Source organism: Sulfurimonas sp. (genome assembly GCF_026196735.1).
Classification (GTDB): Bacteria; Campylobacterota; Campylobacteria; order Campylobacterales; family Sulfurimonadaceae; genus Sulfurimonas.
The window spans coordinates 35235-59614 of sequence record NZ_JAPHUF010000007.1; the positions used below are offsets into that span (position 1 = coordinate 35235).

General features: G+C 34.6%; 28 protein-coding genes. 3 read left to right on the forward strand and 25 right to left on the reverse strand.

What is annotated here, in order from left to right:
* Positions 1 to 34: 34 nt before the first annotated feature.
* Positions 35 to 2116, forward strand: a complete 2082-nt coding sequence (locus OQK60_RS03450; protein ID WP_297684103.1) for an ATP-dependent helicase — start codon at positions 35 to 37, stop codon at positions 2114 to 2116.
* On the opposite strand, the gene OQK60_RS03455 is transcribed toward OQK60_RS03450, so the two are convergent.
* The 11 genes from OQK60_RS03455 to OQK60_RS03505 all read right to left on the reverse strand — a co-directional run bounded on the left by OQK60_RS03455 (position 2113) and on the right by OQK60_RS03505 (position 12206).
* A complete protein-coding gene (locus OQK60_RS03455) occupies positions 2113 to 2895 on the reverse strand; it encodes an EI24 domain-containing protein (RefSeq protein ID WP_297684105.1) in 783 nt (260 codons plus the stop codon). The two genes, OQK60_RS03450 and OQK60_RS03455, sit on opposite strands and share 4 nt — an antisense overlap.
* Positions 2892 to 3833 (reverse strand): DUF3137 domain-containing protein, encoded by a 942-nt coding sequence (locus OQK60_RS03460; protein WP_297684107.1) that lies wholly within the window; start codon positions 3831 to 3833, stop codon positions 2892 to 2894. The genes OQK60_RS03455 and OQK60_RS03460 overlap by 4 nt, the downstream gene beginning before the upstream one ends.
* 12 nt (positions 3834 to 3845) lie before the next feature.
* On the reverse strand, positions 3846 to 4400 hold the full coding sequence (locus tag OQK60_RS03465; protein WP_297684109.1) for a LemA family protein: 555 nt from the start codon (positions 4398 to 4400) through the stop codon (positions 3846 to 3848).
* A gap of 45 nt (positions 4401 to 4445) precedes the next feature.
* A complete protein-coding gene (locus OQK60_RS03470) occupies positions 4446 to 5636 on the reverse strand; it encodes an NAD(P)/FAD-dependent oxidoreductase (RefSeq protein WP_297684111.1) in 1191 nt (396 codons plus the stop codon).
* A 30-nt stretch (positions 5637 to 5666) separates the two neighbouring features.
* A complete protein-coding gene (locus OQK60_RS03475; RefSeq protein WP_297684113.1) occupies positions 5667 to 6044 on the reverse strand; it encodes a group III truncated hemoglobin in 378 nt (125 codons plus the stop codon).
* A gap of 114 nt (positions 6045 to 6158) precedes the next feature.
* Positions 6159 to 8378, reverse strand: a complete 2220-nt coding sequence (locus OQK60_RS03480) for an endonuclease MutS2 (RefSeq protein ID WP_297684115.1) — start codon at positions 8376 to 8378, stop codon at positions 6159 to 6161.
* A 125-nt stretch (positions 8379 to 8503) separates the two neighbouring features.
* Positions 8504 to 8722, reverse strand: a complete 219-nt coding sequence (locus OQK60_RS03485; protein ID WP_297684117.1) for a cold-shock protein — start codon at positions 8720 to 8722, stop codon at positions 8504 to 8506.
* A gap of 198 nt (positions 8723 to 8920) precedes the next feature.
* Complete coding sequence (locus tag OQK60_RS03490) at positions 8921 to 9250, reverse strand: hypothetical protein (RefSeq protein ID WP_297684119.1); 330 nt, start codon at positions 9248 to 9250, stop codon at positions 8921 to 8923.
* Positions 9250 to 10563 (reverse strand): UDP-N-acetylmuramate--L-alanine ligase, encoded by a 1314-nt coding sequence (gene murC, locus OQK60_RS03495; protein WP_297684121.1) that lies wholly within the window; start codon positions 10561 to 10563, stop codon positions 9250 to 9252. Before murC ends, OQK60_RS03490 begins: the two co-directional genes overlap by 1 nt.
* A 4-nt stretch (positions 10564 to 10567) precedes the next feature.
* Positions 10568 to 11074, reverse strand: a complete 507-nt coding sequence (locus OQK60_RS03500; protein ID WP_297684123.1) for a hypothetical protein — start codon at positions 11072 to 11074, stop codon at positions 10568 to 10570.
* Positions 11064 to 12206, reverse strand: coding sequence for a succinyldiaminopimelate transaminase (locus OQK60_RS03505; RefSeq protein ID WP_297684125.1), 1143 nt, complete (start codon positions 12204 to 12206; stop codon positions 11064 to 11066). The genes OQK60_RS03500 and OQK60_RS03505 overlap by 11 nt, the downstream gene beginning before the upstream one ends.
* A 205-nt stretch (positions 12207 to 12411) precedes the next feature.
* Between OQK60_RS03505 and OQK60_RS03510 the strand changes: the two genes are divergently transcribed.
* Positions 12412 to 12882, forward strand: coding sequence for a c-type cytochrome (locus tag OQK60_RS03510; RefSeq protein ID WP_297684127.1), 471 nt, complete (start codon positions 12412 to 12414; stop codon positions 12880 to 12882).
* A 44-nt stretch (positions 12883 to 12926) separates the two neighbouring features.
* Here OQK60_RS03510 and OQK60_RS03515 read toward each other — a convergent pair whose 3' ends face one another.
* The 9 genes from OQK60_RS03515 to OQK60_RS03555 all read right to left on the reverse strand — a co-directional run bounded on the left by OQK60_RS03515 (position 12927) and on the right by OQK60_RS03555 (position 19300).
* A complete protein-coding gene (locus OQK60_RS03515) occupies positions 12927 to 13595 on the reverse strand; it encodes a ThiF family adenylyltransferase (protein WP_297684129.1) in 669 nt (222 codons plus the stop codon).
* Positions 13592 to 14389, reverse strand: a complete 798-nt coding sequence (locus tag OQK60_RS03520) for a carbon-nitrogen hydrolase family protein (protein WP_297684131.1) — start codon at positions 14387 to 14389, stop codon at positions 13592 to 13594. Before OQK60_RS03520 ends, OQK60_RS03515 begins: the two co-directional genes overlap by 4 nt.
* The gene (xseB, locus tag OQK60_RS03525) at positions 14389 to 14574 is read right to left on the reverse strand and encodes an exodeoxyribonuclease VII small subunit (RefSeq protein ID WP_297684133.1); all 186 of its coding nucleotides are present in this window, start codon (positions 14572 to 14574) and stop codon (positions 14389 to 14391) included. Before xseB ends, OQK60_RS03520 begins: the two co-directional genes overlap by 1 nt.
* A gap of 29 nt (positions 14575 to 14603) precedes the next feature.
* A complete protein-coding gene (locus OQK60_RS03530) occupies positions 14604 to 15044 on the reverse strand; it encodes a hypothetical protein (protein WP_297684134.1) in 441 nt (146 codons plus the stop codon).
* Entirely contained in the window at positions 15037 to 15474 is a 438-nt protein-coding gene (locus OQK60_RS03535) for a thioredoxin family protein (RefSeq protein WP_297684136.1), read from the reverse strand. The genes OQK60_RS03530 and OQK60_RS03535 overlap by 8 nt, the downstream gene beginning before the upstream one ends.
* 20 nt (positions 15475 to 15494) lie before the next feature.
* Complete coding sequence (locus tag OQK60_RS03540) at positions 15495 to 16604, reverse strand: homoserine O-acetyltransferase (protein WP_297684138.1); 1110 nt, start codon at positions 16602 to 16604, stop codon at positions 15495 to 15497.
* 3 nt (positions 16605 to 16607) lie between these two features.
* Complete coding sequence (locus OQK60_RS03545; RefSeq protein WP_297684139.1) at positions 16608 to 17873, reverse strand: O-acetylhomoserine aminocarboxypropyltransferase/cysteine synthase family protein; 1266 nt, start codon at positions 17871 to 17873, stop codon at positions 16608 to 16610.
* Between the two features lie 76 nt (positions 17874 to 17949).
* On the reverse strand, positions 17950 to 18336 hold the full coding sequence (locus OQK60_RS03550) for a DUF6858 family protein (protein WP_297684141.1): 387 nt from the start codon (positions 18334 to 18336) through the stop codon (positions 17950 to 17952).
* A 1-nt stretch (position 18337) separates the two neighbouring features.
* Positions 18338 to 19300 carry an SLAC1 anion channel family protein gene (locus OQK60_RS03555; RefSeq protein WP_297684143.1) on the reverse strand — a complete coding sequence of 321 codons (963 nt, stop codon included), beginning with the start codon at positions 19298 to 19300 and terminating at the stop codon, positions 18338 to 18340.
* 166 nt (positions 19301 to 19466) lie between these two features.
* Here OQK60_RS03555 and OQK60_RS03560 point away from each other — a divergent pair, with 166 nt between their 5' ends.
* Positions 19467 to 20489: a hypothetical protein gene (locus OQK60_RS03560; protein ID WP_297684144.1), complete on the forward strand. Its 1023-nt coding sequence runs from the start codon at positions 19467 to 19469 to the stop codon at positions 20487 to 20489.
* Between the two features lie 11 nt (positions 20490 to 20500).
* Here OQK60_RS03560 and OQK60_RS03565 read toward each other — a convergent pair whose 3' ends face one another.
* The 5 genes from OQK60_RS03565 to OQK60_RS03585 form a co-directional block, all read right to left on the reverse strand.
* Positions 20501 to 21013: an RDD family protein gene (locus tag OQK60_RS03565; protein ID WP_297684146.1), complete on the reverse strand. Its 513-nt coding sequence runs from the start codon at positions 21011 to 21013 to the stop codon at positions 20501 to 20503.
* A gap of 5 nt (positions 21014 to 21018) precedes the next feature.
* The gene (guaB, locus tag OQK60_RS03570) at positions 21019 to 22464 is read right to left on the reverse strand and encodes an IMP dehydrogenase (protein WP_297684148.1); all 1446 of its coding nucleotides are present in this window, start codon (positions 22462 to 22464) and stop codon (positions 21019 to 21021) included.
* A gap of 150 nt (positions 22465 to 22614) precedes the next feature.
* Entirely contained in the window at positions 22615 to 23235 is a 621-nt protein-coding gene (locus OQK60_RS03575) for a thioredoxin domain-containing protein (protein ID WP_297684150.1), read from the reverse strand.
* A 13-nt stretch (positions 23236 to 23248) separates the two neighbouring features.
* Positions 23249 to 23887, reverse strand: a complete 639-nt coding sequence (locus tag OQK60_RS03580) for a thioredoxin domain-containing protein (RefSeq protein WP_297684152.1) — start codon at positions 23885 to 23887, stop codon at positions 23249 to 23251.
* Positions 23884 to 24321: a disulfide oxidoreductase gene (locus OQK60_RS03585; RefSeq protein ID WP_297684154.1), complete on the reverse strand. Its 438-nt coding sequence runs from the start codon at positions 24319 to 24321 to the stop codon at positions 23884 to 23886. The genes OQK60_RS03580 and OQK60_RS03585 overlap by 4 nt, the downstream gene beginning before the upstream one ends.
* Positions 24322 to 24380 lie beyond the last annotated feature (59 nt).

The following is a 24380-nucleotide window of genomic DNA, read 5'->3' on the forward strand; positions in this document are numbered from 1 at the left end:
TAATCACACTCTTAATTTTTGTAGGAGCCAATCTTTGCCACTTTCTCGTTTAAATCCAGAACAGTATAGCGCTGCAACTTCTAGCGATTCTCAAAACCTTATTATTGCATCCGCCGGAACTGGAAAAACTTCTACAATAGTCGGTAGAATAGGTTATCTCATAGGTTCTGGTGTTAAACCTCAAGAAATTTTGCTTTTAACTTTTACGAACAAAGCAGCCGCTGAAATGGTTGCAAGAGTCGCAGAATTTTTTGGAAAAGATGTAGCATCCAAGATTGATGCGGGCACTTTTCATGCTGTGAGTTACAGGTGGCTTAAAAAACAGAATAAAAAAGTTGTCTTAAAACAGCAAAGAGAGCTAAAAACACTATTTAGAAGTGTGTTTGAGAAGCGTTCATTTGAGCATATCGGTGCTGAGATAACTCCATACGGCGGAAATTACCTTTATGACTTGTACTCTTTTTATCAAAATACAGAGTTGCAAAACAGCTTTGACACTTGGATAATAAATACATACCCAGAACATGAACTCTTTGCGATGATATATGCAGATATTGTTGATGAGTTTGAGAGACTTAAAAAAGAGTATGGCTTTGTAAACTTTAATGATTTGCTTATAAACTTTAGAGATATATGCAAAACAAAAGAGCTTGGATATAAAGAAGTTCTTGTAGATGAGTACCAAGACACAAATGCTCTTCAGGGCACACTTATAGATGCGATGAAACCGCCATCACTATTTTGTGTCGGTGATTATGACCAGAGTATTTATGCCTTTAACGGTGCAGACATCTCAATAATTGGCTCATTTTCAACAAAGTTTCCAGATGCAAAAGTTCATACACTTACTAAAAACTATCGTTCTACTCTTCCTATCCTCTCTTTGGCTACCAAAGTTATAGAGCATAACGAGAGGATATACCCAAAGCAGCTGGAGGTTACGAGAAGTCAAGATACACACAAGCCAAAACTTCTAGCTTATGATGAGCTGTTTGACCAGTACCATGCAATGGCAGCGCAAATAAGAGACTCTCAAACTCCAAGAGAAGAGATAGCTGTTATATTTAGAAACAACTCTTCTGCTGATGGCATAGAAGTTGGGCTGAGAGAGTTGGGAATCCCTTGTAAAAGAAAAGGCGGTACAAGCTTTTTTGATTCACGCGAGGTAAAAGCAGTTCTTGATTTTTATACACTCCTTGTAAATGAATCAGACATGATGAGTTTTATACACCTGTTTGAGTTTGCAAGAGGCATAGGAAGTGCAATGGCAAAAGAGATATATATTGCACTTAAAACATTAGGACACGGAAGTATATTTTATGGTCTTTATGCACCTGATGAGTCTATAAAAAATCCTTTTGAAAAGAGAAAACTTAACCATCAGTTAGGACTCTTTGATGACTTTTTAGAACTAGGAGCTGTAGGTAAGTTTGCAAAGCTTGGATTTGAAGCTAAGTTTATGAAAAATCCTATTTTAAAACACCCAAAACTTACAAAGGATTCGGCTACATTTTTACATGATTTTTATCTGCTTTATCGTGATTTAAAAGGGATAAAGCAACCAAAAACTATTGTAAAAAAGATAGCTCAATCTGCCGTATATAAATATATATCAGATATGTTAGCAAGTAAAAGAGCGCAACTTAAAGACGGAACAATTGATGAAAAGCAAAAAACTGAATCACTGACTAATATCAGCAGAAAAATGATTTTATTAGAAGAACTCTCAAAGCCGTATAGTGAACATGAGCGATTTTTAAATGCTATGATTTTGGGTTCATCAGATTTAACACAGGGTGAGGGCGTAAACCTCTTAAGTGTGCATGCTTCTAAAGGACTTGAATACAAAGAAGTGTATGTAGTTGACTTGATGGATGGAAGATTTCCAAATAGAAAACTTATGCAAAGAGGCGGTTCTCTTGATGAAGAGAGACGACTCTTTTATGTTGCAGTGACAAGAGCCAAAGACATACTTTATCTGAGTTATGCAAAGTATGACAAAATCAAAAAAATAAACTTTGTGCCCTCACAGTTTTTATATGAAGCCGGTTTAGTACCTAAAGATGAAGCGTATAAAGCTTTGGTTGAAAAAGAGACAGATAAAGAGGAAGACTAAGAGTTTTGTCTTAGTTTTCTAACTTCTATAAAGTAAGTGTGTCCTAAATATATCACATAAAAAATAGCTCCAAAGAGTACAACAAACGGTATAAATGAGATAACATAGAGTAGTAATGTTTTAGCTCTTATACTATTTTTGTTAAAGTACTTTATCTGCCTGTCTTCTTCCGCACTACAGAGGTTGGTTGAGACATCAAATGTCAGCATCTTATGAAAAAAGTAGTAAAGAGGAAGGTTAAAAGCAATTATATTAACAAACGGTATGAAATAAAACGGAACCAATAATATAAAAAGCACAATCATTATAGCCGACCATTTTATGATAGAAAACAGGACCTCAAAAATATTAGAATGTCCTACTATTTCTACATCTCTATAGTGCCTTCTTTGCAGCTCTCTCATAACAAGCGGCGTTAAAAATCCTACAATTATTATGGCTACAAATATAGAAGCGTGCAGAGTCAAAAAACCGCCAATAGCATAGATGAGAAAAGTAACTACCCAAGAAGTCACTGCAAAACTCATCAGGTATTTTATAATATCAGAGCCTTGAAGTTGTGCTGTTAAACTTTCAGTATGGGGTATGCCATTTTGCATAGTCGTCTGAGTGCTTTGCACATCTAGGGTTGCTAGGTTGTCTATGCCAATGCCGGCAATAACAAAAAACAAAAGATACATAATAATTATAGAGATAAGAAATGGCAAAAGTGCGTATTTGAGCATCTTGGGAGTTAAAAAGTCTTTTATGCTAAGTAGTAGTATATTTTTTTCATTCATTTTTTGCTCCAAAGTTTTTGATTTAGTTTTAGTTCTTGGACTATACCTATGGCTAAATGTAGAGTTTTAACATACTCCATCGCAACTTTATACTCTAGGAGTGAGCTAAATATTGCCGGTTCAAACAGATCTTTATTGTACTCAATAGCCATATGAATTTGACCGCCTATAAACGAGATATGCACAGGATGCTTGGATTTATGTTTAAATGCAAGCAGTTTTTTCATAAGTGAAGAAGACAGTATATATCTCGCTTCGACTTGATTTGTAGAGTAAACCACAAACTCTTTTTCAAACTCCGGATCATCCATCTTGACTAACTCATCTCTAGCCATATTTTTTGATTGCAGCCAGTTTCCTATAATATTTCCAAAAGTATTTTGAGCGGTATCAGGCAGAACAACTGTTTGACCTTGAAATTTTTTATTGAACTCTGAAATGATAAAGAGCCCTTTAAATATAGTACTCCAGCTGTCTTTTCCTTTTGAGTTTCTGTTTCTTTTCTCAGCATGAATATCGGAAAACTGAATATTTATATCATCAATTTTGCCTTTGACATAGTCGTTGCCGCTCATTCTGTCAGGTTTAGAAAACAAATCTGAATGGTTAAAAAGGTACTCTGAGACATGTGTTTTAGAAGAGTATAGCAGAGAGTTGTCAATAGCATGAACAAGAGGTTTGATAACGCTCATTTTAAATTCATGTGTATAGTCATGGACTAAAAATTTGTATATAATCGCACCAAGAGCAATGTATGCAAAGAGTATAAAGTCTAAATAGCCACTTAGATTATAAGCGATAAAAGCAGTAATAAGGGTATAGATAACACCGATTATAATAACTTTTTCTTTAAGTTTTTTTCTATCAGCTTCTAATTTCTCTAAAGTAGGAAATAAGTTTTTATAATAAAAATCAGTTAAGTCGCTTATGCTTTTCATCTACATGTAGTCTTAATTGAAAAGCTCTTTTACATCTACATTTTTGCGCTCAGTCTCAACGATTTCAAATACCTGTTTTCTTGTGTAGTTCATTGCCGAAGCCATAAAGTTTGTAGGTATCATCTCTATTGCGTTGTTATAGTCGGTAACAGCTTGATTGTATGCGCGCCTAGCTGCTGAAATCTGCTCTTCAACTTCATGAAGTGTATGTTGAAGGTGCATAACATTTTCATTTGCTTTTAAATCAGGGTAATTTTCCACGGCAATCATAATAGAACCAAGAGCAGAGCTTACTTTTGCATCAAGAGCAATCTTCTGCTCATCACTTATATTTGGTTTGTTTGCCTCTGCACGAAGTTTTGTAACCTCTTGTAAAAGAGATTTTTCATGTTCCATATATTTGCTTACAGCTGCAACAAGATTTGGGATGAGATCGTATCTTTTTTTAAGAACTGTGTCCACGCTTGCAAAGATATTTTCGACTTGATTTTTCTTTGCAACAAGCGAGTTATACATTAAAACTAAGATTAGAGCAATTACGATAAGAACAATAAGAGATGTTGACATGTAGGAATCCTTTATGTTGTATAAAAGTAGTTTATCTAAAAATAGTTAAGAGTTTATTATGTTTTTTGCCACAAGGTAACCGCTTGCCCATGCAAAGGCAAAGTTATATCCGCCTCGGCGTCCTACAACATCCAAGACTTCACCGCAAAAGTAAAGGTTTTTGTGTTTTAAAGATTCCATTGTTTTTGGATCTATCTCAGTGGTATCTACTCCACCGCCACAAACTTCTGCATGACGAAAACCGTGAGTATCACTCACTTCAAATCTCCAGTTCAACATGGTATTTGCAATTTTTTTGCTAAGTTTTGTACCGATATCAGCACTACATGTAGAGTTAGATATTTGTAAATCTTCTAAAAGACCTTGCGCTATTTTTAGAGGAACCAAACCGGCTAAAATATCAACTATTGTAAAGTTTGGCTGAGTTGAAGCTACTTTACTAATATGAGTTGAGAGTTTTTGTGCGTTAAAATTTGGAAGCAGGTTTATGGCTATATTAACCTTTGCATACTCCATCAAAGCGACACTTGCTCTTTGAGATATATCTAATATTGCAAAACCTGAAACTCCGTAGTTTGTAAATAAAATATCTCCGCTACATGTAGAATCTTTTTTGTTGTTTATAAGAAGACTTACTTCACCGTTTAGCTTGGCTCCACTCATCTTATGAGCGATTTTAGAATCAAGATGAAACTGTACTAAAGATGGATATGTAGGAATGATGTTGTGTTCAAAAGCTTGGGCAAACTCCAGACCGTCACGGTTACCGCCAAGATGTGAGGCGGCCTCAGAGCCGGTAGCAACTACAACAGCGTCATAGTCATTTGTAAGCTTTTTAATATCAGTTATTTTATTATCTACATGTAGATTTACACCCAAGTTTTTTGCGTGATTAAGAAGTAGTGAGGCTACGCTTTTTGCTTCGTTACTAAGGGGGTAAGCTCGTCCGTCATCTTTAACATCAAGGATAAGCCCGATACTCTCACAAAATTTTTCAAACTCTTTAAAACCAAATTCTTTTAGTGCAAACTCGGTAAAAGATGGATTATCTGAAAAAAAGTCATTTGGACTTAAGTCTCTGTTTGTTATGTTGCAACGCCCGTTTCCTGAAACCAAAATCTTTTTAGCAGGTTTTGAGTTTTGTTCAAACAAATCTACATGTAAAGACTTTTGTGCACAAAATATTGCACACAAAAGCCCTGAAGCTCCAGCTCCGATTATTGCTACTTTTTCCATATATAGATTTTATCTAAAATAAGCTAAATGCTATAAGCCCAAGTTACGCATAAAATTACCGGCTATTAAAGTCCCTCTATTTTTAAACTGCTCTGCAATATCAAGTTCATAAACCGTGTCAACTGTTTCAAAAAATAGTTTTAGCCATCTCTCAAAGGTCTCTCTTTTAAGACCATCTAGCTCAAGGTGCGGAGCAAAAGGACTCCCTCTGTATGCCATATCGCTGAGATATATAGATGCCCAAAAGTCTGTAAGTATATCTAGATGTTCACCCCAAGTTTGACCACCTAGATTAGGCCCCAATTTATCAATAAAAAATGGGCCTACAAGCTCATCTTCTAAAACTTTTGTGTAAAAACTTATAACCATAGTTCTTAAGTTTGCTTTTGTTATTTCATTTGCTAACAATTTAAATCCTTAAAATATATGAGAATTTATATCATAAAATGCTTAGTGCTTTATATATTATGTATATTAAAACATATTTCAAGGTTCAGTCCAAGTTTTTACTTGCAATTTAACTTATAGATAAACAACCTTAGCACCAAATCCGCCTAAGTGTTGCGGAGCATCATCGAAGCCTTTTACTTTTGGATGAGCTATAAGGAAGTTTTTGACGGCATATGAGAGTTTTCCGGTACCGATCCCATGATATATTATAACTTCATCCCAGCCGTTAATAAGTGCATCTGAGAGAAATTTATCCAGCACTTCTGTCGCCTCATCAGCTCTCATACCATGAAGGTCGCATTTAAGTCCAGCGCGCTTTTGAACCTGTACATTTACATCAGTTTTAGGCCTTGGTTTAACTATTTGAGTGTGTTTGAGTTGCTTTGTTTTAACATGAACTCTCATCCCATCAACTTCTATAGTTGCATCTTTTTTACCCTTCATTGAAACAATAGTGCCTTTTTGGCTGTGATATTTAACGCTGTCACCAATTTTGAACTCTACATGCCGATTTTCTTGCTCTTTTTTCTCAGGTGGCAGTTTTTTATTTGCTTTGTCCATAGCTCTGTGTATAGCTTTTGTATCACCTGCTTTTGCTGCTGATTTTGCTTCGTTTATTGCAGCATCATAACTGTTTTTAAGAGCACTTCTTTGTTCTTCTAATTCGGCAAAAAGTTTCTCTCTTTGTTCTTTGAGATTTAACTCTTTTGCTTTTAGTTCATCAAGTTTTTCATCAACTTTTTGGTGTTTTTGTTTTAGTTCACGCTCCAGCTGAGAACCTCTCTCTATTAAAAGGCTCAGTTTTTCACTATTGTCTCCGTAAACAGCTTTGGCTTCGTTTACAATATTGTTTGAGATACCGTACCTGCTGGCCGTTTCAAAAGCATAACTCTTTCCGATGATTCCGTGCATAAACTCATAAGTAGGCATTCTGTTTGCCTCATCATATATGGCAGCCATCAGTTCAACATCATCACGGTCAGCCATAAGTGCAGCAAGTCGTTTATGGTGGGTTGTGACTACTACTTTTTGACCTTTTTTTATAAGGTCGTCAAGAATTACCTTAAATAGTGCCGCAGCTTCGTCGCTGTCAGTTCCGAGTTCTATTTCATCTACTCCGACAAGAGCAGACTTGTACTCAAATATACGAGAAAATTCCTGCATACGACCGGCAAATGTAGAGATGTCATTTTTGACATTTTGCGGGTCATCTATGATTGCCAAAATATTTTTAAAACTTCCTACATATGATTTGTTCTCATTGAGCTTCATAGGTATGATATATTTTGCCATAAATGCAGCTGAGAGTATTGATTTTAAAAGCATAGTCTTACCACCTGCATTAACACCGGTTATCATAAGTATGTTTTTAGAAAAATCTACATGTATTGGTTTTGCATTATGTAGAGCAGGGTGTATAAAGCTGTCTAAAATTATTTTAGAATCTTTTTTTGATTTTACTATCTGAAGATTGCTCGAGCGTGCAAACAGGACCCTGGCCTGGTAGTTATCAAACTTTGTAAATTCTTTGTCAATAAAGTTTATAAATGGCTGTAGCTCAGCTAGTTTAGAAGAAAATTCTTTTGCATATGTATAAAATATAGCTTCTCTCTCTTGGTTTATATAGCGTATCTGCTCTTTTGATTTTAAAATAGAATCAGGAGAGACATAAAAACCACCACTACTACTTCTGCCAATAACTGCGCCTTTTAGTACATGGTTAAAACCGCCGCGAACTAACAGACACTCTTCATCATTGATAAAATGAACCTGAGTGTCCATAAGATATGAAGATAGTTTGGCACTTGACATAAGTCTCTTTAAGGAGCCGCTCATATTAGCTTTATGTTCTCTTATTCTTGTGCCTAAGCCAAAAAGTGTCTCATCAAGGTTCTCTTCAAATTTACCATCATGTGTGAAGTACTTCTCAACTTCATTGAATTTTTCTTCAACTATAAACTTACTCATCCATTCGCCAATGATTCCATCTAGTTCACGGCTTTTAAAATAGCGAAAATATCTGACAATTTTTACAATCTCAAATATCTGTTCAAAGTTTAAAACACCGTGCTTTTTTAAATGTGCTTTTACGGTAAATAAATCAGCTACTTTAGGAGGTGCTTTAAACTCAATGTTGTCTAATGCTTTTATGTAGCGATAGTGCAGCTCTTGGTCTCCTTCAATGTACAGAGAACTCTCTCTTGAGAAAAAGCTTTTAAATTGCTCAATATGGTCAGTTAAATCAAGTTGGTTGATAAGTAAATCTAGTTTAGAAGTTTTGTCTATTGCCATAATTTTTTTGTTATACCTAATTAATTACTTTATTAAAGAGATTTTAGCTGAATTTATATTATGTTGGGATTTAGAGGGAGTTTATATGAAGAATATTGAGCAGAAAAATCTGCTCAATGAAAAAATTACAGACCTGTAACGTTTTCTGCTTGAGGGCCTTTTTCGCCTTCACCAATTTCGAAAGTTACTTTTTGACCTTCGTCTAGTGATACACGACCGTGACCTGAGTTGTTAATTTGACGGAAATGTACGAATACATCTTTACCACCATCTTCTTGTTCGATAAATCCGAAACCTTTTTCGCTGTTGAACCATTTAACTGTTCCGTTTACTAATGCTGCCATTGTAAATCCTTTTGTGTTTAATACACCTCATTGCTGAAGTGGTTGAAAATCTAATATGAAGCTTTATTTTTAGGTGAATTTTACTGGAAACCGGAGGTCGTCAATGCAAAGCAGTCTAAAGGTGTAACTTGAATCATCTTTCATCGCAAACATTATATCTAAATAATACAAAAAATGTTGTTAAATATTGAAATTTAATCACTCACAAGTAGAAGCACTGATCATTCGTCCATAATTAGGAGTATTTTCTTTGCCAATAAAAGTGTATGTTCCTATGCTTAAAGTATAATTTTCATTATTAACTTCAATGCCGTCACATATAATTGTTTTATTTTGATTATATTTCATAACAGCATTTAGCATCTTTTCTCTTTGAGAAGTAGAGTATATGTTATAGGCGATTGCAGATAATACAATTGCCAATACAACAGCAGTAATTAAACTTTTTTGATACTTTGTAAGTTCAGTAAAATAGTGTAGTGCTAAAAAGAAAAATCCAACAATTACAAACCCAGCGATATAAGCCATTAAGCAATTCCTCTAATTTGATAAGTAATATCTCCGGCACCAAAGCCTATGATAAGACCTTTGTCCAAAGTTTTAAGTGTTTCTTTGTCTTTTATGACAGTAATAGTGTTATTTGCTCTTGTAATATTGTCTGCCATTGTAAGATTATACCGTTTAAACTTCTCTTTAAAGTCAATATCTCTGCTAGCTTCACCGGCCGACCATACAGGCAGGATTATTAACTCAGCCGCACCTTCAAAACACTTGATAAACTCTTCAAGATTATCTATAGTACGAGAATATTTATGCGGTTGCCAAATAGCTGTAATTTTATCAAAACCTTTTAAAAGTGCATACTCTTTAACTGACTCAAATGTTGCTTTTATCTCAGTTGGATGGTGCCCATAATCATCTATAATAACGCTGCCTTTTTCTGCTCCGACTATGTCAAATCGTTTTTTGATACCTTTAAACGAAAGCAGGTTCTTTCTGATTTTTTCTATATCCATAGACTCATTTGCAGCAAGAATCGCTAACGAAGCATCAAGAGCGATATGCTTACCGAATCCCCAAACATCAAAATCACCTAAATCTTTGAGGGTAAACCTTGTATGGGGCTCATCATTTATGAGTATAAACTCTATATTTGTAATATCTTTGCTCGGGTATAGCCAATTGGCATCTATCTCTTCTTTTAGTGTACTTAAAAATGGGTCTTCAGCATTTAAAACACGGCATGGGGCAGACTTGATAAAAGTTTTATAAGAGTCATAAAAACGCTCATAGTTGTAATCATAATATTCCATATGCTCAGGCTCAGCATTTATTACGATTGCACAGTGAGGATTTGAGTTAATAAAACTTCCATCACTCTCATCAGCTTCAAAAAGCATAACATCTGTTTCGGGATTGTATCTTACATTTGAACCAAAAGCTTTGGATTCTGCACCAATGATAGCAGAACCGCTCATTATAGATGTAAGTATGGCCGTTGTAGTACTTTTGCCATGAGCTCCGGCAACTGAGTAAACTTTTGAAGTGTCTAAAATTTGCAGTAGGGCTTCACGACGGGCAAGAACTTCAATGCCTTTGGCTTTTGCTTCTACAACTTCCGGATTATCAGGGCTGATAATAGCAGAGTGAACTACTAAATCTTGGTCAGTTATTGCAGATGCATTATGAGGAACTGTGACTTTTATACCTAAGTCACGAAGATTTTTGGTGATGATAGTATCAGATATATCAGAACCGCTAACTTCATGCCCTTTATAATGCATGTATTGCGCTAATCCCGATATGCCTATTCCACCAATTCCTATAAAATGAATTTTCATCCGCTTACTCCCCATCTATTTGGGATTTATCTAGCAATTTTTGTGCCTCTTTATTAAAACAACTTATGTAAAAAGTCCCTTCTTTTTGAGTAGATTCAATATCTGCTATATTGTCTATAAAATCGTCTAAAGATAGGTTTTCTTTAGAAGCAATCCAATGAAACTTAAGAGCGGATGAAAATTTTTCATCATTGCTAAGCCCGCTAAGTACTTCAAATAAGGCACTGGCATCTGCTATTTGCCCAGCACTATAGTGCTCTACAGCATACTCATATAGAGCACGAAGCGTTGCGAAGTCTTGGACTTCATTCATATCCATAACTCTGTGAGCTTCTAAAGTATCAGTTAGCCTCTCTAATGCCAAATCAAGAATATTTGCATAAAAACCTTGAAGTGTATCTTCATCAAAAAGATCATGTGCTTGTTGTTCGAGTACATAAAGTGAGGCTATGTCGGATTTTTGTTGAGCCTCTAATACTTTTGTTTTAAGTTCTTGAACTTTATCGCTCATCTAAACACTCCTTTATTCTTTGTAATGCATTTTTTGTTTTTTCTTCACTCTCAACTAAGGCTATTCTGATGAACTCTTTACCAGGATTTATTCCTTGTTCATTTTCTCTTGCCAAGTATTCACCTGGGAGTACTTTTACATTAAACTCTAAAAACAATTTCTTTGTAAACTCAATCGGGTTAGGAACTTTAAGCCACAGGTAAAAAGTAGCACTTGGTATTTCGACACCCAAAATCTCTTTTGCAATTTTAAAATTATTTTTGTAAGTCTCTCTAGCGGTCTTAACATGTTCTTCATCATTCCATGCTGCAGCTGCTGCACTTTGAAGCGGAAGCGGTGAAGCACAACCTATGTAAGTTCTGTATTTCATATACTCTTTTAAGATATTTTCATCACCTGCAATAAATCCTGAACGAAGACCGGGAGCAGATGAGCGTTTTGAGATAGAGTTGATAACTAAAATATTTTTAAAATCTGTATTTTTGACATGTACAGATGCTTCAAGAAGCGATGGAATAGGCTCGTTTGTATATATTTCACTGTAACACTCATCGTTTAAAAGAACAAAGTCATGTTTTAAAGCTAACAACACCCACACTCCAAGCTCATCTAAAGTTAGAGTTGAAGTTGTCGGATTATTTGGAAAGTTTAAAATAACCAAGTCACATGTAGATAATTCTTCTTCATTAATCTCAGGCTTAAAATTATTTTTCTCATTTAGGTTGAGATGAATTGTTTTGGCTCTCGATGCTATTGCAGCACCTTCATAAATTTGATAAAAAGGGTTTGTGTAAGCTATTGTCGGTTTTTGTTTGTTAAAGAGCAAAAACTGAGGGAAGTTAAACAGTACTTCGCGAGTTCCAAATGTTGGAATTATCTGCTCATCGCTAAGGTCTACGCCAAATCTTTTTGAGATAAAATTTCTTTGAGCAACTCTTAGCTCATCTTCACCTGTAGTTTTTGGATATTTTTTAAGTAAAGCGGCATTGTCACTAAGCGCCTTTTGTATAAAGTCAGGAGTTTCAAATTGTGGTTCACCAATAGTTAAAACTGAGGGTTCATAGTTTTTACTTGGCACTACATCTTTAAGTAAATTGTTTAGTTTTTCAAATGGATATGGTTCAAAATTCATACTTTTAATGCCCTTTATAATTATCGGAATTATATCTAAAAACTATTAGCATCAAGTTAATGATGATTTGTAGAATGAATTTTACATATAATTTATGACTAATCTTATAAGTATATATATTGTAAAAAGTAGATTAATGTTTTTTATTGTACTTAATATAAATAAGAGTAAAATCCCCTCAATAAAAGAATTTAAGGACTTTATGATGAAAATAGTAATACCAATAGCTTTAGCGCTGCTTTTAAGTGCATGTAGTGAGGAGAACAAAAGTTCTTCAAGTCAAGTAAAGACAGCAAAAGAGCCTACTCAAAAAGTAGAAGTTGTTGAAAAAAAAGTGCAAGAAACAGCAGTTGAAGAAGCTGTTGTCGAAGAAGTTGAAACAGTTGCCAAAGAAGTAGAAGCTGCTGCTGCAGAAGTTAAAGCTGCTGTTCCGGCTAGAACAGGTCAAACCATATTTACGGCATGCTCGGCTTGTCATGGCGCCGACGCTTCAAAAGTAGCACTTGGAAAATCTCAGGTTATAAAGGGTTGGGATAGTGCGAAAATCCAAAACGCTCTAAATGGCTATAAAGACGGAACATATGGCGGAGCTATGAAGGGCATCATGAAAGGACAGGTAACGGCACTAAGCGATGAGGAGATAAAAGCCGTGTCTGAATATATTTCTAAATTATAATCTTCAGTTAGCCCAAGTATGGGCTAATTTTTAGTTTTTCAGATTTATTTTGGAAGGCCGAACTTTTGAGTATTTAACTCACCCTCTTCATTGAAAAAAAGATAATAAAGGTAGTCTTTTTTAACGCTGAGACCAGCTAGAAACCTTAAAGCTAAATTCGCTTGAAGTGATGCTATATGCATAACTATTGGAGCAGCTATACCAGCCGGAGTCTGCGTACTTATCTTAAATGCATCTGCAAATGAAGATTCATCAAAAAAACATACCTGTCCATGAAATGCTTCAACACTCCCATAAATCCAAGGCGTATTTTTAGTTTTTGTATATGTATCAATCTCTGCGCGAGTCGGTAGGTTATCAGTAGCATCGATGATAAGGTCTACATCTACATTTTTTTTAGTAAACTCTTCAAAACTACACTCATGTGCAATAGCTTTAACATATGGACATCTCTGCTCAATTAATTCACAGTTTATAAGAGCCTTGTTTTTGCCTTCATCACCAATTTTAAAAGCAATTTGACGGTGAATATTGTGAAGTGATACTTCATCAAAATCAATCATATGAATTTCACCGATGCCGCTGGCACCAAGTGCAAAGCTTAAAGAACTGCCCAGTCCACCAGAACCAACAATAGCTATCTTTTTATTTTGCAGCAAAGATTGTGTCTCTTCTCCCCACAGTTGCACCTGACGGTGAAAATAATTCATCATAATATACTCCTTTTATTTATTGAGTCTTTAAAGCCCCAAGCCCTTCTTGAGTGAACTACATCAGTGTGACTCATGTCAACTATCATAAGTTCTTCTTTGTTTCCTAAATGCTCTAATAGTTCTCCGTTTGGTGAGGCTAAAAGAGAATCACCATAAAATTGCCAGTCATAATCTTTGTCTGTATATGCGCCAATGCGATTTGCTCTCAAGATGTAGCAGTTATGCGTAAATGCACGGGATAGTATAAGTGCTTTCCATCTTTCATATGAATCAAATGTTGAAACACTCGGAAGCAAAACACAATCTATGTTTTTTGGAGATATTTGTGCCCAAATATTATCAAAATGAAGTTCAAATCCACTCATGACAGCGAACTTAAACCCATCTATTTTGAAAACTAGAGGTGACACGATAGCTTTCATCTCGTTGTCAAAAAATTTCTCTTCATTCCAGTGAGAATAGTTTATAAGCAATTGTTGTTGGTAGTAAGATGTAGAACTTGGAGAAAATTTAGCTATTGTTTTATAGACTTTTTGTTTTTTTACAAGAACAAGAGGTGCGATTATTGTCATATTGTATGTTGATGCCAACTCTTTTAAAGTATTGCTCTGATGAGCAGCTTGTTCTTGTATCATGCTTGTAGATAAAGTTTGCAGCTCTTTAAAAAAAGGATTTAAGATGTACTCCCCCAAAAGCAAAACTTTTACACCTTGCTTGTTAGCAATTCTGATGTAGTTGTATAGTTTTGTAGAGCTCATTCCCTGAGCGCTGAGTTGAAGTACGGCAGCTTTCACTATTTAGCCTTAATCTCATTGATTTTAATTACTGCATCTTCTAGTATTTTTTGTGCTTTGGTGAGTTCACTCATACCTTTTTCATAAGCCTTGACACTATCTTGAAGAGTTATCTCCGGATTCATAAGTGTCTCTAAAATTTCTTTGGCACTGTCTAGTTTTGATTCAAAATCTTCTTTAGCCATCTCTTCTTCCTATTGATTGATTTGGGTTTTTATTCATTATCATCTCCATAAGCTGTCAAAAATTGACATGTTAAAAAGTCTATCGCTTCAAGAGTGTCTTCGTATGGATCTTCTGATTCTATAAGAGTGTCTGCCATATAAGTAAAGGCATAAGTCTCAATTTTATCGATTCTTTTTGTAGTTACATCCTCAGCTAAACCGATAAAAACAGTTATTACATGTACTTCATCAATTTCTATAGATTTAACTTTTACAACAAAGGTAATTGGATCAACTTCCCCAAATACAAAACCTGCTTTTTGAAGCTTGTTTTTGATAAATTTTTCAATTTCTTGTTTTTCATCTTTTTCCATAAAGTATGTGTTGTTTGTAAAGTGAAATTTTAGATTTTTAATATTGTCAAGAGTAAATACCGATGAGCTAAATAGTGAACTAGACAACAGCAGTAATATAAATAATTTTTTAGTCATTTTGTTTTACTTTAAAGAGTTTAATCGCTTCATCAATAGTATAGATAAGTTCTCTTTTTTTTGTGTACGATAATGATTTATGTACACTTTGTTCACTGCTTGGATCTATAAAAAATATAGCAGGGATTAACGGGCTTTTATACATTTTTGGATAACTGCCCTCATCTCTATGTTTGTCTATAATGACAGGTATAAAATTTTCATTGATTAAAGTAGATACAGAGTCGTTTTTTAGTGTTTTATTTTCAAATTTTTTAGACCAAGGACAATAATCTGCGACAACAACCAACATTAACATCTTATTTTCTTGTTTTGCAATTTTTAAAGCAGTGTTATAATCTCTCTTGTAATCGACAGTAGAGGCAAAATCGTCAATTTGCGCGCTCCAAAGAGAAGCTAAAAAGATAAAGAGTAATATAAAAATTTTCATCTTAGCTTCCTATGTTTTTTTTAAGTTTTATTTAGAACATCTGTTACATAATCTTTAAAATTATCAAGTTCAACTAAAAATGCGTCATGTCCATAATCACTATCAATATTTTTATAGTAGTGATTTTTATTTCCAACTTTAGTCAATGCATCACTTAACTCTTTCATTTCCGAGCTTTTAAATAGTAGATCATTACTAAAGCTTATTAGATGTAACTCGGTACTTATCTTTTGTAAAGCTTCTTCTAACGAATCAAATCCACGGGATAAATCGTAGATATTGATAGCTTTTGTTATGTATAAATAAGATAAAGGGTCAAACCATTTTGTAAAGTTGTAGCCATTATACTCTAAGTATGACTCAATCTGAAACTTACCAAACAGTTCATAAAGACCATCAGTCCTTTTATACTCTCTGCCAAATTTTTTATTCATTGATTCATGTGATAAAAAGCTTATATGTCCAGCCATACGACCTACCGCCATGCCTGCTAAACCTTGCTCTTTTATGACTTCTCTGTCGTAGTAGCCTTGTTTAAAATCAGGGTCTTTTAGTATAGATTCTTGAGCAACTTTATTAAAAGCAATAGCCCAAGGCTGAGTAGCGTATGTTGTTGCCATAGCAATTATTTTTGTTGCAAACTTAGGATAGTGAACAGCAAATTGAAGTGCTTGCATACCACCCATAGAGCCACCAATAATTGCATGAACATTATGAATGTTTAGTCTGTCAAAAAGGATTCTTTGTGCTTTAACCATATCTTTAACCGTGACAACCGGAAACTTATAGCGATACTCGTTGTGATGTGGAAGCCGTGGACTCATCGGACCGGTTGAACCAAAACAACTTCCGATTACATTTGTACAAATAACAAAGTATTTATCTGTATCTATAGCTTTGCCCGGACCGATTAAACCATCCCACCATCCGGCTTTTGTTTCACCTTCATAAGTTCCCGCACAATGGTGTGAACCTGTAAGAGCATGGCAGATGACAACGACATTGCTTTTATCATCATTTAAAAAACCATATGTTTCATAGGTTATGTCGTAAGGCTCTAATATACGACCGCTTTCTAGGTAGAGTGGATTGGTAAAGTGCTCAGTGTGTGTTTTTAAGTTTAATGACAATTATTACGCCTCTAATGCCTGTTTTATATCAGCAATAAGATCTGCTGAACTTTCTAATCCGCAAGAAATTCTGATGAGTCCGGCAGGAACACCGCAAGCATTTAACTCTTCTTCATTTAATTGTTGATGAGTTGTAGAAGCAGGGTGGGTGATGATAGATTTTGAATCACCGATATTTACAACCAAGGAGTAAAGTTCTGTTGCGTCTACTATTTTGATTGCCTCTTGTAAAGTATCTACTTCAAAACTAAGCAGTCCGCTACAAGCTCCATCGTCAAAATATTTCTGTGCATTTTCATAGTTTGAATTGCTTTTTAGTCCAGGATAATTTACTTTTTTAACCTTAGGATGAGACTCTAAAAACTCAGCAAGTTCAAGAGCATTTTTGGAGTGTTCTCTCATGCGAAGTGAAAGTGTCTCAATACCTTGGATAAACAGCCATGAATTAAAGGGAGAAACTACAGCTCCTAAATCACGAAGCAGTGAAAGTCTAGCTCTTAGAGTAAAGGGAGGAAGAGGTACATCAACATATACTAAACCATGGTAAGAAGCATCCGGCTCATTAAAGTGAGCATAACGAGGGTTTGCTTTTAGTTTTTCAACTAGACCTTTTCTCTCTACTAATATCCCGCCAATTGCCAAGCCTTGACCGGTCGTGTATTTACTTGCACTGTGAACAGTTATGTCAGCGCCAAACTCAAAAGGACGACATAAAACAGGAGTTGCTACAGTATTGTCTACAACAGTTAATATTCCATGCTTGTTCGCAATTTTTGTAATTGCTTCTATGTCAGCAACATCAATACTAGGGTTTGTAAGAGATTCAAAAAAGATAACTTTTGTTTTGTCATCTACTAAGTTGTTGATTTGCTCAGGTTTATGAACATCAAAAAATCTTGCTTGGATGCCAAATCTTTTAAGCGTATGAGCAGTTTGAGTAAGACTTCCGCCATATAACTGTCTTGCACATACGATATTGTCTCCGGACTCAGCAGCATTGGCAATAGCGAAAAAGATAGCACTCATACCACTTGAAGTGGCCAAAGCTGCTTCTCCACCCTCAATCTCTGCGAATCTTTTTTCAAATACATCTGTTGTAGGGTTGTTAAGACGTGTATAGATAAAACCTAACTCTTTTAGGGCAAATAGATTAGCTGCATGCTCAGAATCACGAAACTCATAAGCAGTAGTCTGGTAGATTGGAACTGCCATTGTTCCATGGGAATCTTTTTCGTAGCCTGCATGAAGAGCTTTAGTCTGTAAGTTCATCTATATTTTCCTGTTTTTAAAATAAGTATTGCTATTTTATCCAAAATGGTTTAATGTTAGTTTTAATAAGCAATATTTATCTTTTTAAGCTCTTTACCCAACCCTCCATAACTACATGTAAATCTTCTTTTGGCGCTTCTAAAAAGTCAATAACAATTTTATCTTTAAACTCGCATATACCTATGCTTCTTGGTCTGGCTGCTAAAATTCTGGTATCTGGTATCGCCTGTCCGAAACAAAAAATAATATTTTTGGCATCTATCAACCCATCTATAATCTCTCCGCCAAGATTTTTTGTATGTGTAAAGTGATCAAAAACTGATATAAATACAGCAACTGGGTGATTGTTTATTATTTGCTTAAGGTACTCAATAATTTCATCCGTGCTTGAGATTTTCATCTCATCTTTTAATAATTCTAAGCTGTAAACTGGGTACTTTTTCATAAAAACTGTTTTTTTCATTTTATTCCTTAATACAAATTTCTTCTTTTTTTATGTGTAACAATGTCTGATATGTTACTATAAATACGATAATTGTGACTATGGCTATCATAAAATATGAAAAAAGCAGCAAAGAAGTAGAACCATTTTGGTTGTACATAAGCATAGTACTTATTGCCATAGCAGCTATTGGAAAAACAAAAGCCCACCAAGAGATAAAAAACTTTATTTTTATAAAGTTTTTATACATAAAAGCAACTAAAATTGTAAAAAATATAGCCATATTAAAAAGCATAAGAGCAAACACATCTATAACCTCAAACATTTTGAAGTATGCTATAAAGCCCACAGCAGGAGGCGCAATTAAAATAAATAGAGTAGGCATAAACTTAACAGCCATCTGATTATGAAATATAATTCTATTTAGTATTACGGCAAAAAGAATTATCCAAAAAAATATTCCAACGCTAAAGAAGTAAACTAATATTCCCAAATCTACAAATCCGACACCGGCAACTGGAACTAAAACATTTCCTACTATGGGTATAAACCAAGCAGGATTTGAATGATCCATATGCTGATTTTCATTTATCCAAAAAGAAATAGTATGCATAGTTAGATAAAAATGAAGCAAAGTCCCTGGATACCAAACAATTGCGCTTATTACAGGGTAACTCTCCTTGTAGATGATTGCCAACATTAGCATAGAGATAGAAATAGCGGCAAAAAAATTAATTCTTACAGGATGTGAAAACTCATTTTTAACAGCTGCTTTGTATTTAAAAAATTTCTTTAGATAAATAAAAGATACAATCACAAAAACAGCTGTAGTGATGTACATTAGAACTTCTCCAATTAAAAAAGGAAAATCAAGCCAAAGAGCAGCTTTTTGGTATGTGATAGTCAGTCCGCTTAGTCCCATCACAATAGCGTACATCATAACGGGGAAAAATTTTAGTCTGTTATGCTCTTGTGCTACTTCCATATTAAAGCCTTTATTATTATCTGTAATTATAATTATAATAAATTTTACTATATTTTAGGAAAAAAGTCAATCAAAGCAGCAAAAGCCAGTTATTATGTGAATGTCGCTTAAAAATATTTGCAATTTACCGATTTAAAAGAAAAGCACTTAAAGCAAGGAGTGTATTATGAAGATACAACACTCGGATGTTTCACTTTTTTCTTCTCACCATAAATATCATGAGATTAAAGAAGAAGAAAATTTAAATATATGGAATAGAGATGAAGATGCTCCAGAGCGACTTCAGAGAAACGACAGATTTGAGCCTTCGGATAATTTAAAAAAATTAGAACATACAAAAAAAGCTGATTATCTGCAAGAAGATATGTTTGACATGCCGCTTGATTCTAAGACGCTAAGCATTTTGCGGGCTCTTGAAGCCTTGATTGGCAAAAAAATAAACATATCTTTTTATCGTAAAGCTGAAACTGCAGAGATAGAAGTTCCAAAACAACATGTACAAGATAGTGAAGTAGAGCGACTTGGATGGGGAGTAGAGTACAGCTATAGTCGTACTGAGATTCGCGAGGAGATGTTAAAATTTTCTGCAAAAGGAAGTGTAAGCACTGAAGATGGCAAAGAGATAGATTTTAAACTCGCACTTAAAATGCAAAAAAGTTCAATAATGCAAGAAAACATCTCATTTAAAGCTGGAGATGCTCTAATCGACCCGCTTGTACTAAATTTTGGCAATAATACAGTAACTATGAGCGATATTAAACACAACTTTGACCTTGACCTTGATGGCAAAGAAGATGAGTTTTCTTTTGTTGGTAAAGGAAGCGGTTTTTTGGCTCTTGATAAAAACAGTGATGGCATTATTAATGATGGGAGTGAACTATTTGGTCCTACTCTTGGAAATGGTTTTGAAGAACTTTTAGCATATGATAGTGACAAGAATAACTGGATTGATGAAAATGATGCAGTATTTGAAAAGCTATTGATTTGGACTAAGGATGAAGATGGCAATGAGCAACTCTTTAGACTAAAAGACAAAGATGTGGGAGCGCTTTATCTCGATAGAGTTAATACAGATTTTGAGTTACAAAACAGCGATAATTTTATGATAGCAAAGATGCGAGAGAGTTCCATATATCTTAATGAAAATGGCGGAGTAGGGACACTTCAAGAGATAGATTTAGTAATATAAAATAAGTTGCTTTAAGTATCTGGATTTTCTTGAAATTCATCATAAATAACCACTGTTCCGGCAAGTAAGTCGTGAAGTCCTCTTTTGTCTTTTCTAAAACCTATCATGATGAAACCTATAAGAAATGCAAGAGTAGATACTATGTATCCAAATGAACGAGTTAAAGCTTGAGTGTTGTTTATATCTTCAAATGTTTTTGCATCAACAATTTTAACATGTACAAATTTTTTCCCGGGAGTAGCACCTTTATATTTTTTCCAAAATATCATATAGACAGTAAGAAGCACTATAATATTGATTAGTTCCCATGTTCTATCCATTTTAGGTAAATTCGATAAAGCTTTATTTGCGTTTCCACTCATAGCATATTGTATATTTTGTTGATATTGTGAGAAATCAAACCAGCTTCCATCACTTAAAATGTAGATAACGATAGCCACCGGCAGAGCTAAAAAAAGAGTATCTGCAAGAGATGCAATAAAGCGAACCCAAAAGCCGGCATACCTTACTTCATTTTTTGACATATAAATTATACTTGATAATTCGGTGCTTCTTGAGTAATGATTACATCATGAACATGTGACTCTTTTAGTCCTGCGCTTGTAATCTCGACAAATTCTGCTTTTTTCCAAAATGTTTCAATATCTTTGCTTCCACAGTAGCCCATAGACGAACGAAGTCCGCCCATCATCTGGTGAACGATACCGGCAATACTTCCTCTAAAAGGCACACGACCTTCGATTCCTTCAGGAACAAGTTTGTCTGCTGCAGTTCCTTCTTGGAAGTATCTGTCAGTTGAACCTGTCTGCATAGCACCTATACTTCCCATACCGCGGTATGATTTGTACTGACGGCCTTGAAACATTATGGTATCACCGGGAGACTCTTCAGTCCCTGCTAAAAGTGAACCGGCCATAATGCATGAAGCACCGACAGCTAAAGCTTTAGCAATATCCCCAGAGTATTTAATACCACCGTCAGCGATAATGGGTACACCATGCTTTTTAGCAGCCTCAGCACACTCAGCAATAGCAGAAATCTGAGGGACACCAACACCTGCAACAATACGAGTAGTACAGATTGAGCCAGGACCGATTCCCACCTTAACGCCGTCAGCTCCTGCTTTTATCAGCGCTTCTACCGCTTCAGCTGTAGCAATATTGCCCGCAATTACATCAACTTCCATTGTCTTTTTTATTTTTTTAACAGTATCTACAATACCTTTTGAGTGACCGTGTGCAGAGTCAAGAACTAAAACATCACATCCAGCATCTACAAGTGCTTTTGCACGGTCAAGTTGACCAACACCGATAGCTCCGCCAACAACAAGTCTGCCAAATGCATCTTTGTTAGAATTAGGGTACTCAATACGCTTTTTAATATCTTTAATAGTTACAAGACCTTTTAAGAATCCATCTTCGTCTATGATTGGAAGTTTTTCTATTTTGTTTTTGTGCATAATATCTGCTGCATCATCTAAAGAAATCCCTTTTTCTGCAGTGATAAGAGGCATTTTTGTCATGACATCTTTTGCAAGTTTTTTCATGTTTTTCTCAAATCTCATATCACGATTTGTAAGAATACCAAGAAGTTTATTATGAGTGTCAATTACAGGAACACCGGAGATTTTGTATTCACCCATAAGAGCATCTGCCTCTGCCAATGTAGCATCAGGGTGAACATATATAGGGTCGATTATGACACCGCTTTCGCTTTTTTTAACTTTTCTAATTTGTTTACACTGAGTCTCTATGTCCATATTTTTATGGATAATACCGATACCGCCAAGTCTAGCCATAGCGATAGCAGCTTTATACTCGGTCACTGTATCCATAGCTGCTGAAACCATAGGAATCTTTAGTGAGATATTGCGAGTAAGCTTGCTCTCAAGAGATACCTCTTTTGGTAGTACTTCTGAATATTGTGGTACTAATAATACATCTTCAAATGTTAGGGCGCGTTTACGAATTTTCATTGGTTTCCTTTTGGTAATAAAAGTCTGTTTTCTAAAATTCTTTGGATTGTATCTTTTTTCTTGTTAAAAAGAGGTTAATAAAAGCCCTTAGCCTGCAACACCGTTGCAATCGGGCGGTACAAAATTGTACCTTTTTAAACAACCTTAAATCTAATTTTGGGGTTGTTCAAAAATCTTTTTTAAATCTTTCTCAATTACACTACTGCTAATGGCACCTAAATAAAAATTATTATTTGGATTATTGCCATAAATATCTGTCAATTTTTGATACTTTGTATCTTTGAGAATAACTTTAAAAGGAATTTGCATAGACGGTTCGTATTTTATATCTTTTAAGATTGTGTCTATAATTATATTGTTATGCTTGGAATTACTTATAAAATAAAAAGCACCGTATGAATATCTAAACTTGTCATCAATGTATGTATCGCTAACATCTTCAAAAGTATTAAGTGCTATGATCAAAAGTTTATCTAAATATTTTACCTGCAAATCTGTTAAGTGCGGTGCTTCTTTTCGACATGGCGGACAATAAGTAGCATACATGTCAAACATAATAACTTTATCTTCGTGTCCCTCTACAACAAAACCGCCATTTTCTCTTTTTAACACAAACTTCTCTCCACTACTAATATCTTCAATAGTGTATGATGATTGTGCTACAGTTGTATGTTCTTTTACGGGAGGAGTGTTCTCTTGTTCAGGTTTGTCATTACACCCTGTAAAAACTAAAATAGTAAAAAGCGCAAATAATGTGTAAATAAATTTCATTTAAAATCCTTTTTTAAAGTTCTGATTCTATCAATCTAATGAGCTGTTTTTGCCCAAATTCTTGTAACATTTTGCCATTTACAAAAAATTGAGGTGTTTTTTTAACACCTAGTGCTTTTGCATCAGACACCTCTTGCTTGATTAGCTCATCTAGTTTAGGGTCATTAAAATCTTTTTTAAGCTGCTCAATATCTAAACCTAAATGTGCCATAAGTTTCCATACCACTTGTTTATTTGGAACATGATGAACTACCCATTGATTTTGATACCTAAAAAGTGCTTCCAATGTTTCTAGGTATTTACCCTGTTTTTTAGTTGCCTCTAAAAGTTTTACTACATAATCTGAATCTTGATGAAAAGGAGCATATCTGATAACATGTTTTATTTTACCTTCGTAATTAGCCATTATTTCCTGTACAATGGGATAAAAAGCTCTACAAGTTTCACAAGAAGGATCTAGAAATTCCACTAAGGTTACTTCAGCATCCTTATTGCCAACAACGGTTGAGTAATCTCTAATGAATTTTTCTTCATTTGTTTTAGCAATTAAAGCGGCTTCGTCCGATTTGTTGTTGTTATATGCGAAAGTTCCAAATGCGAATAAAATCAGTAGTGATACCACCGACAACAGTATGATTTTTTGTTTGTTCATGAGTTTTTCCTTTTTAAAAATAAAAATAATAGAGCTAATATAATAGAAAATGCGATAAATGAAAGCATTGGTATTGATATAAAACCGAAAAAATTAATATATTTAGTCGAGCATGGTATTCCCTTAGCGCATGGTGTTATGCTCTTTGAAATAATTCCATACTGCAAAAGATTATGATAAAGTGCAGTTAACCATCCTATCACAACAAAAGGTGCAGAGTATTTAAGTATGTTTTTATCAAGCGGAAAGAGTCCAACAAGCAATATAATAACTAATGGATACATTAAAATTCTTTGATACCAGCAAAGAATGCAAGGCGGATACTCCATTACTTCACTAAAAAATAAACTTCCAAGAGTTGCAATAGTTGCAACCAGCCAAGCAAAAAAGATAATATTCCAATCTCTGCTGGATTCTATGCTATCATTTTTCATATAATAAATATCCTAATAATTATATTTTGAGTGAATAGTAGCATATTTTTTTTATGTAA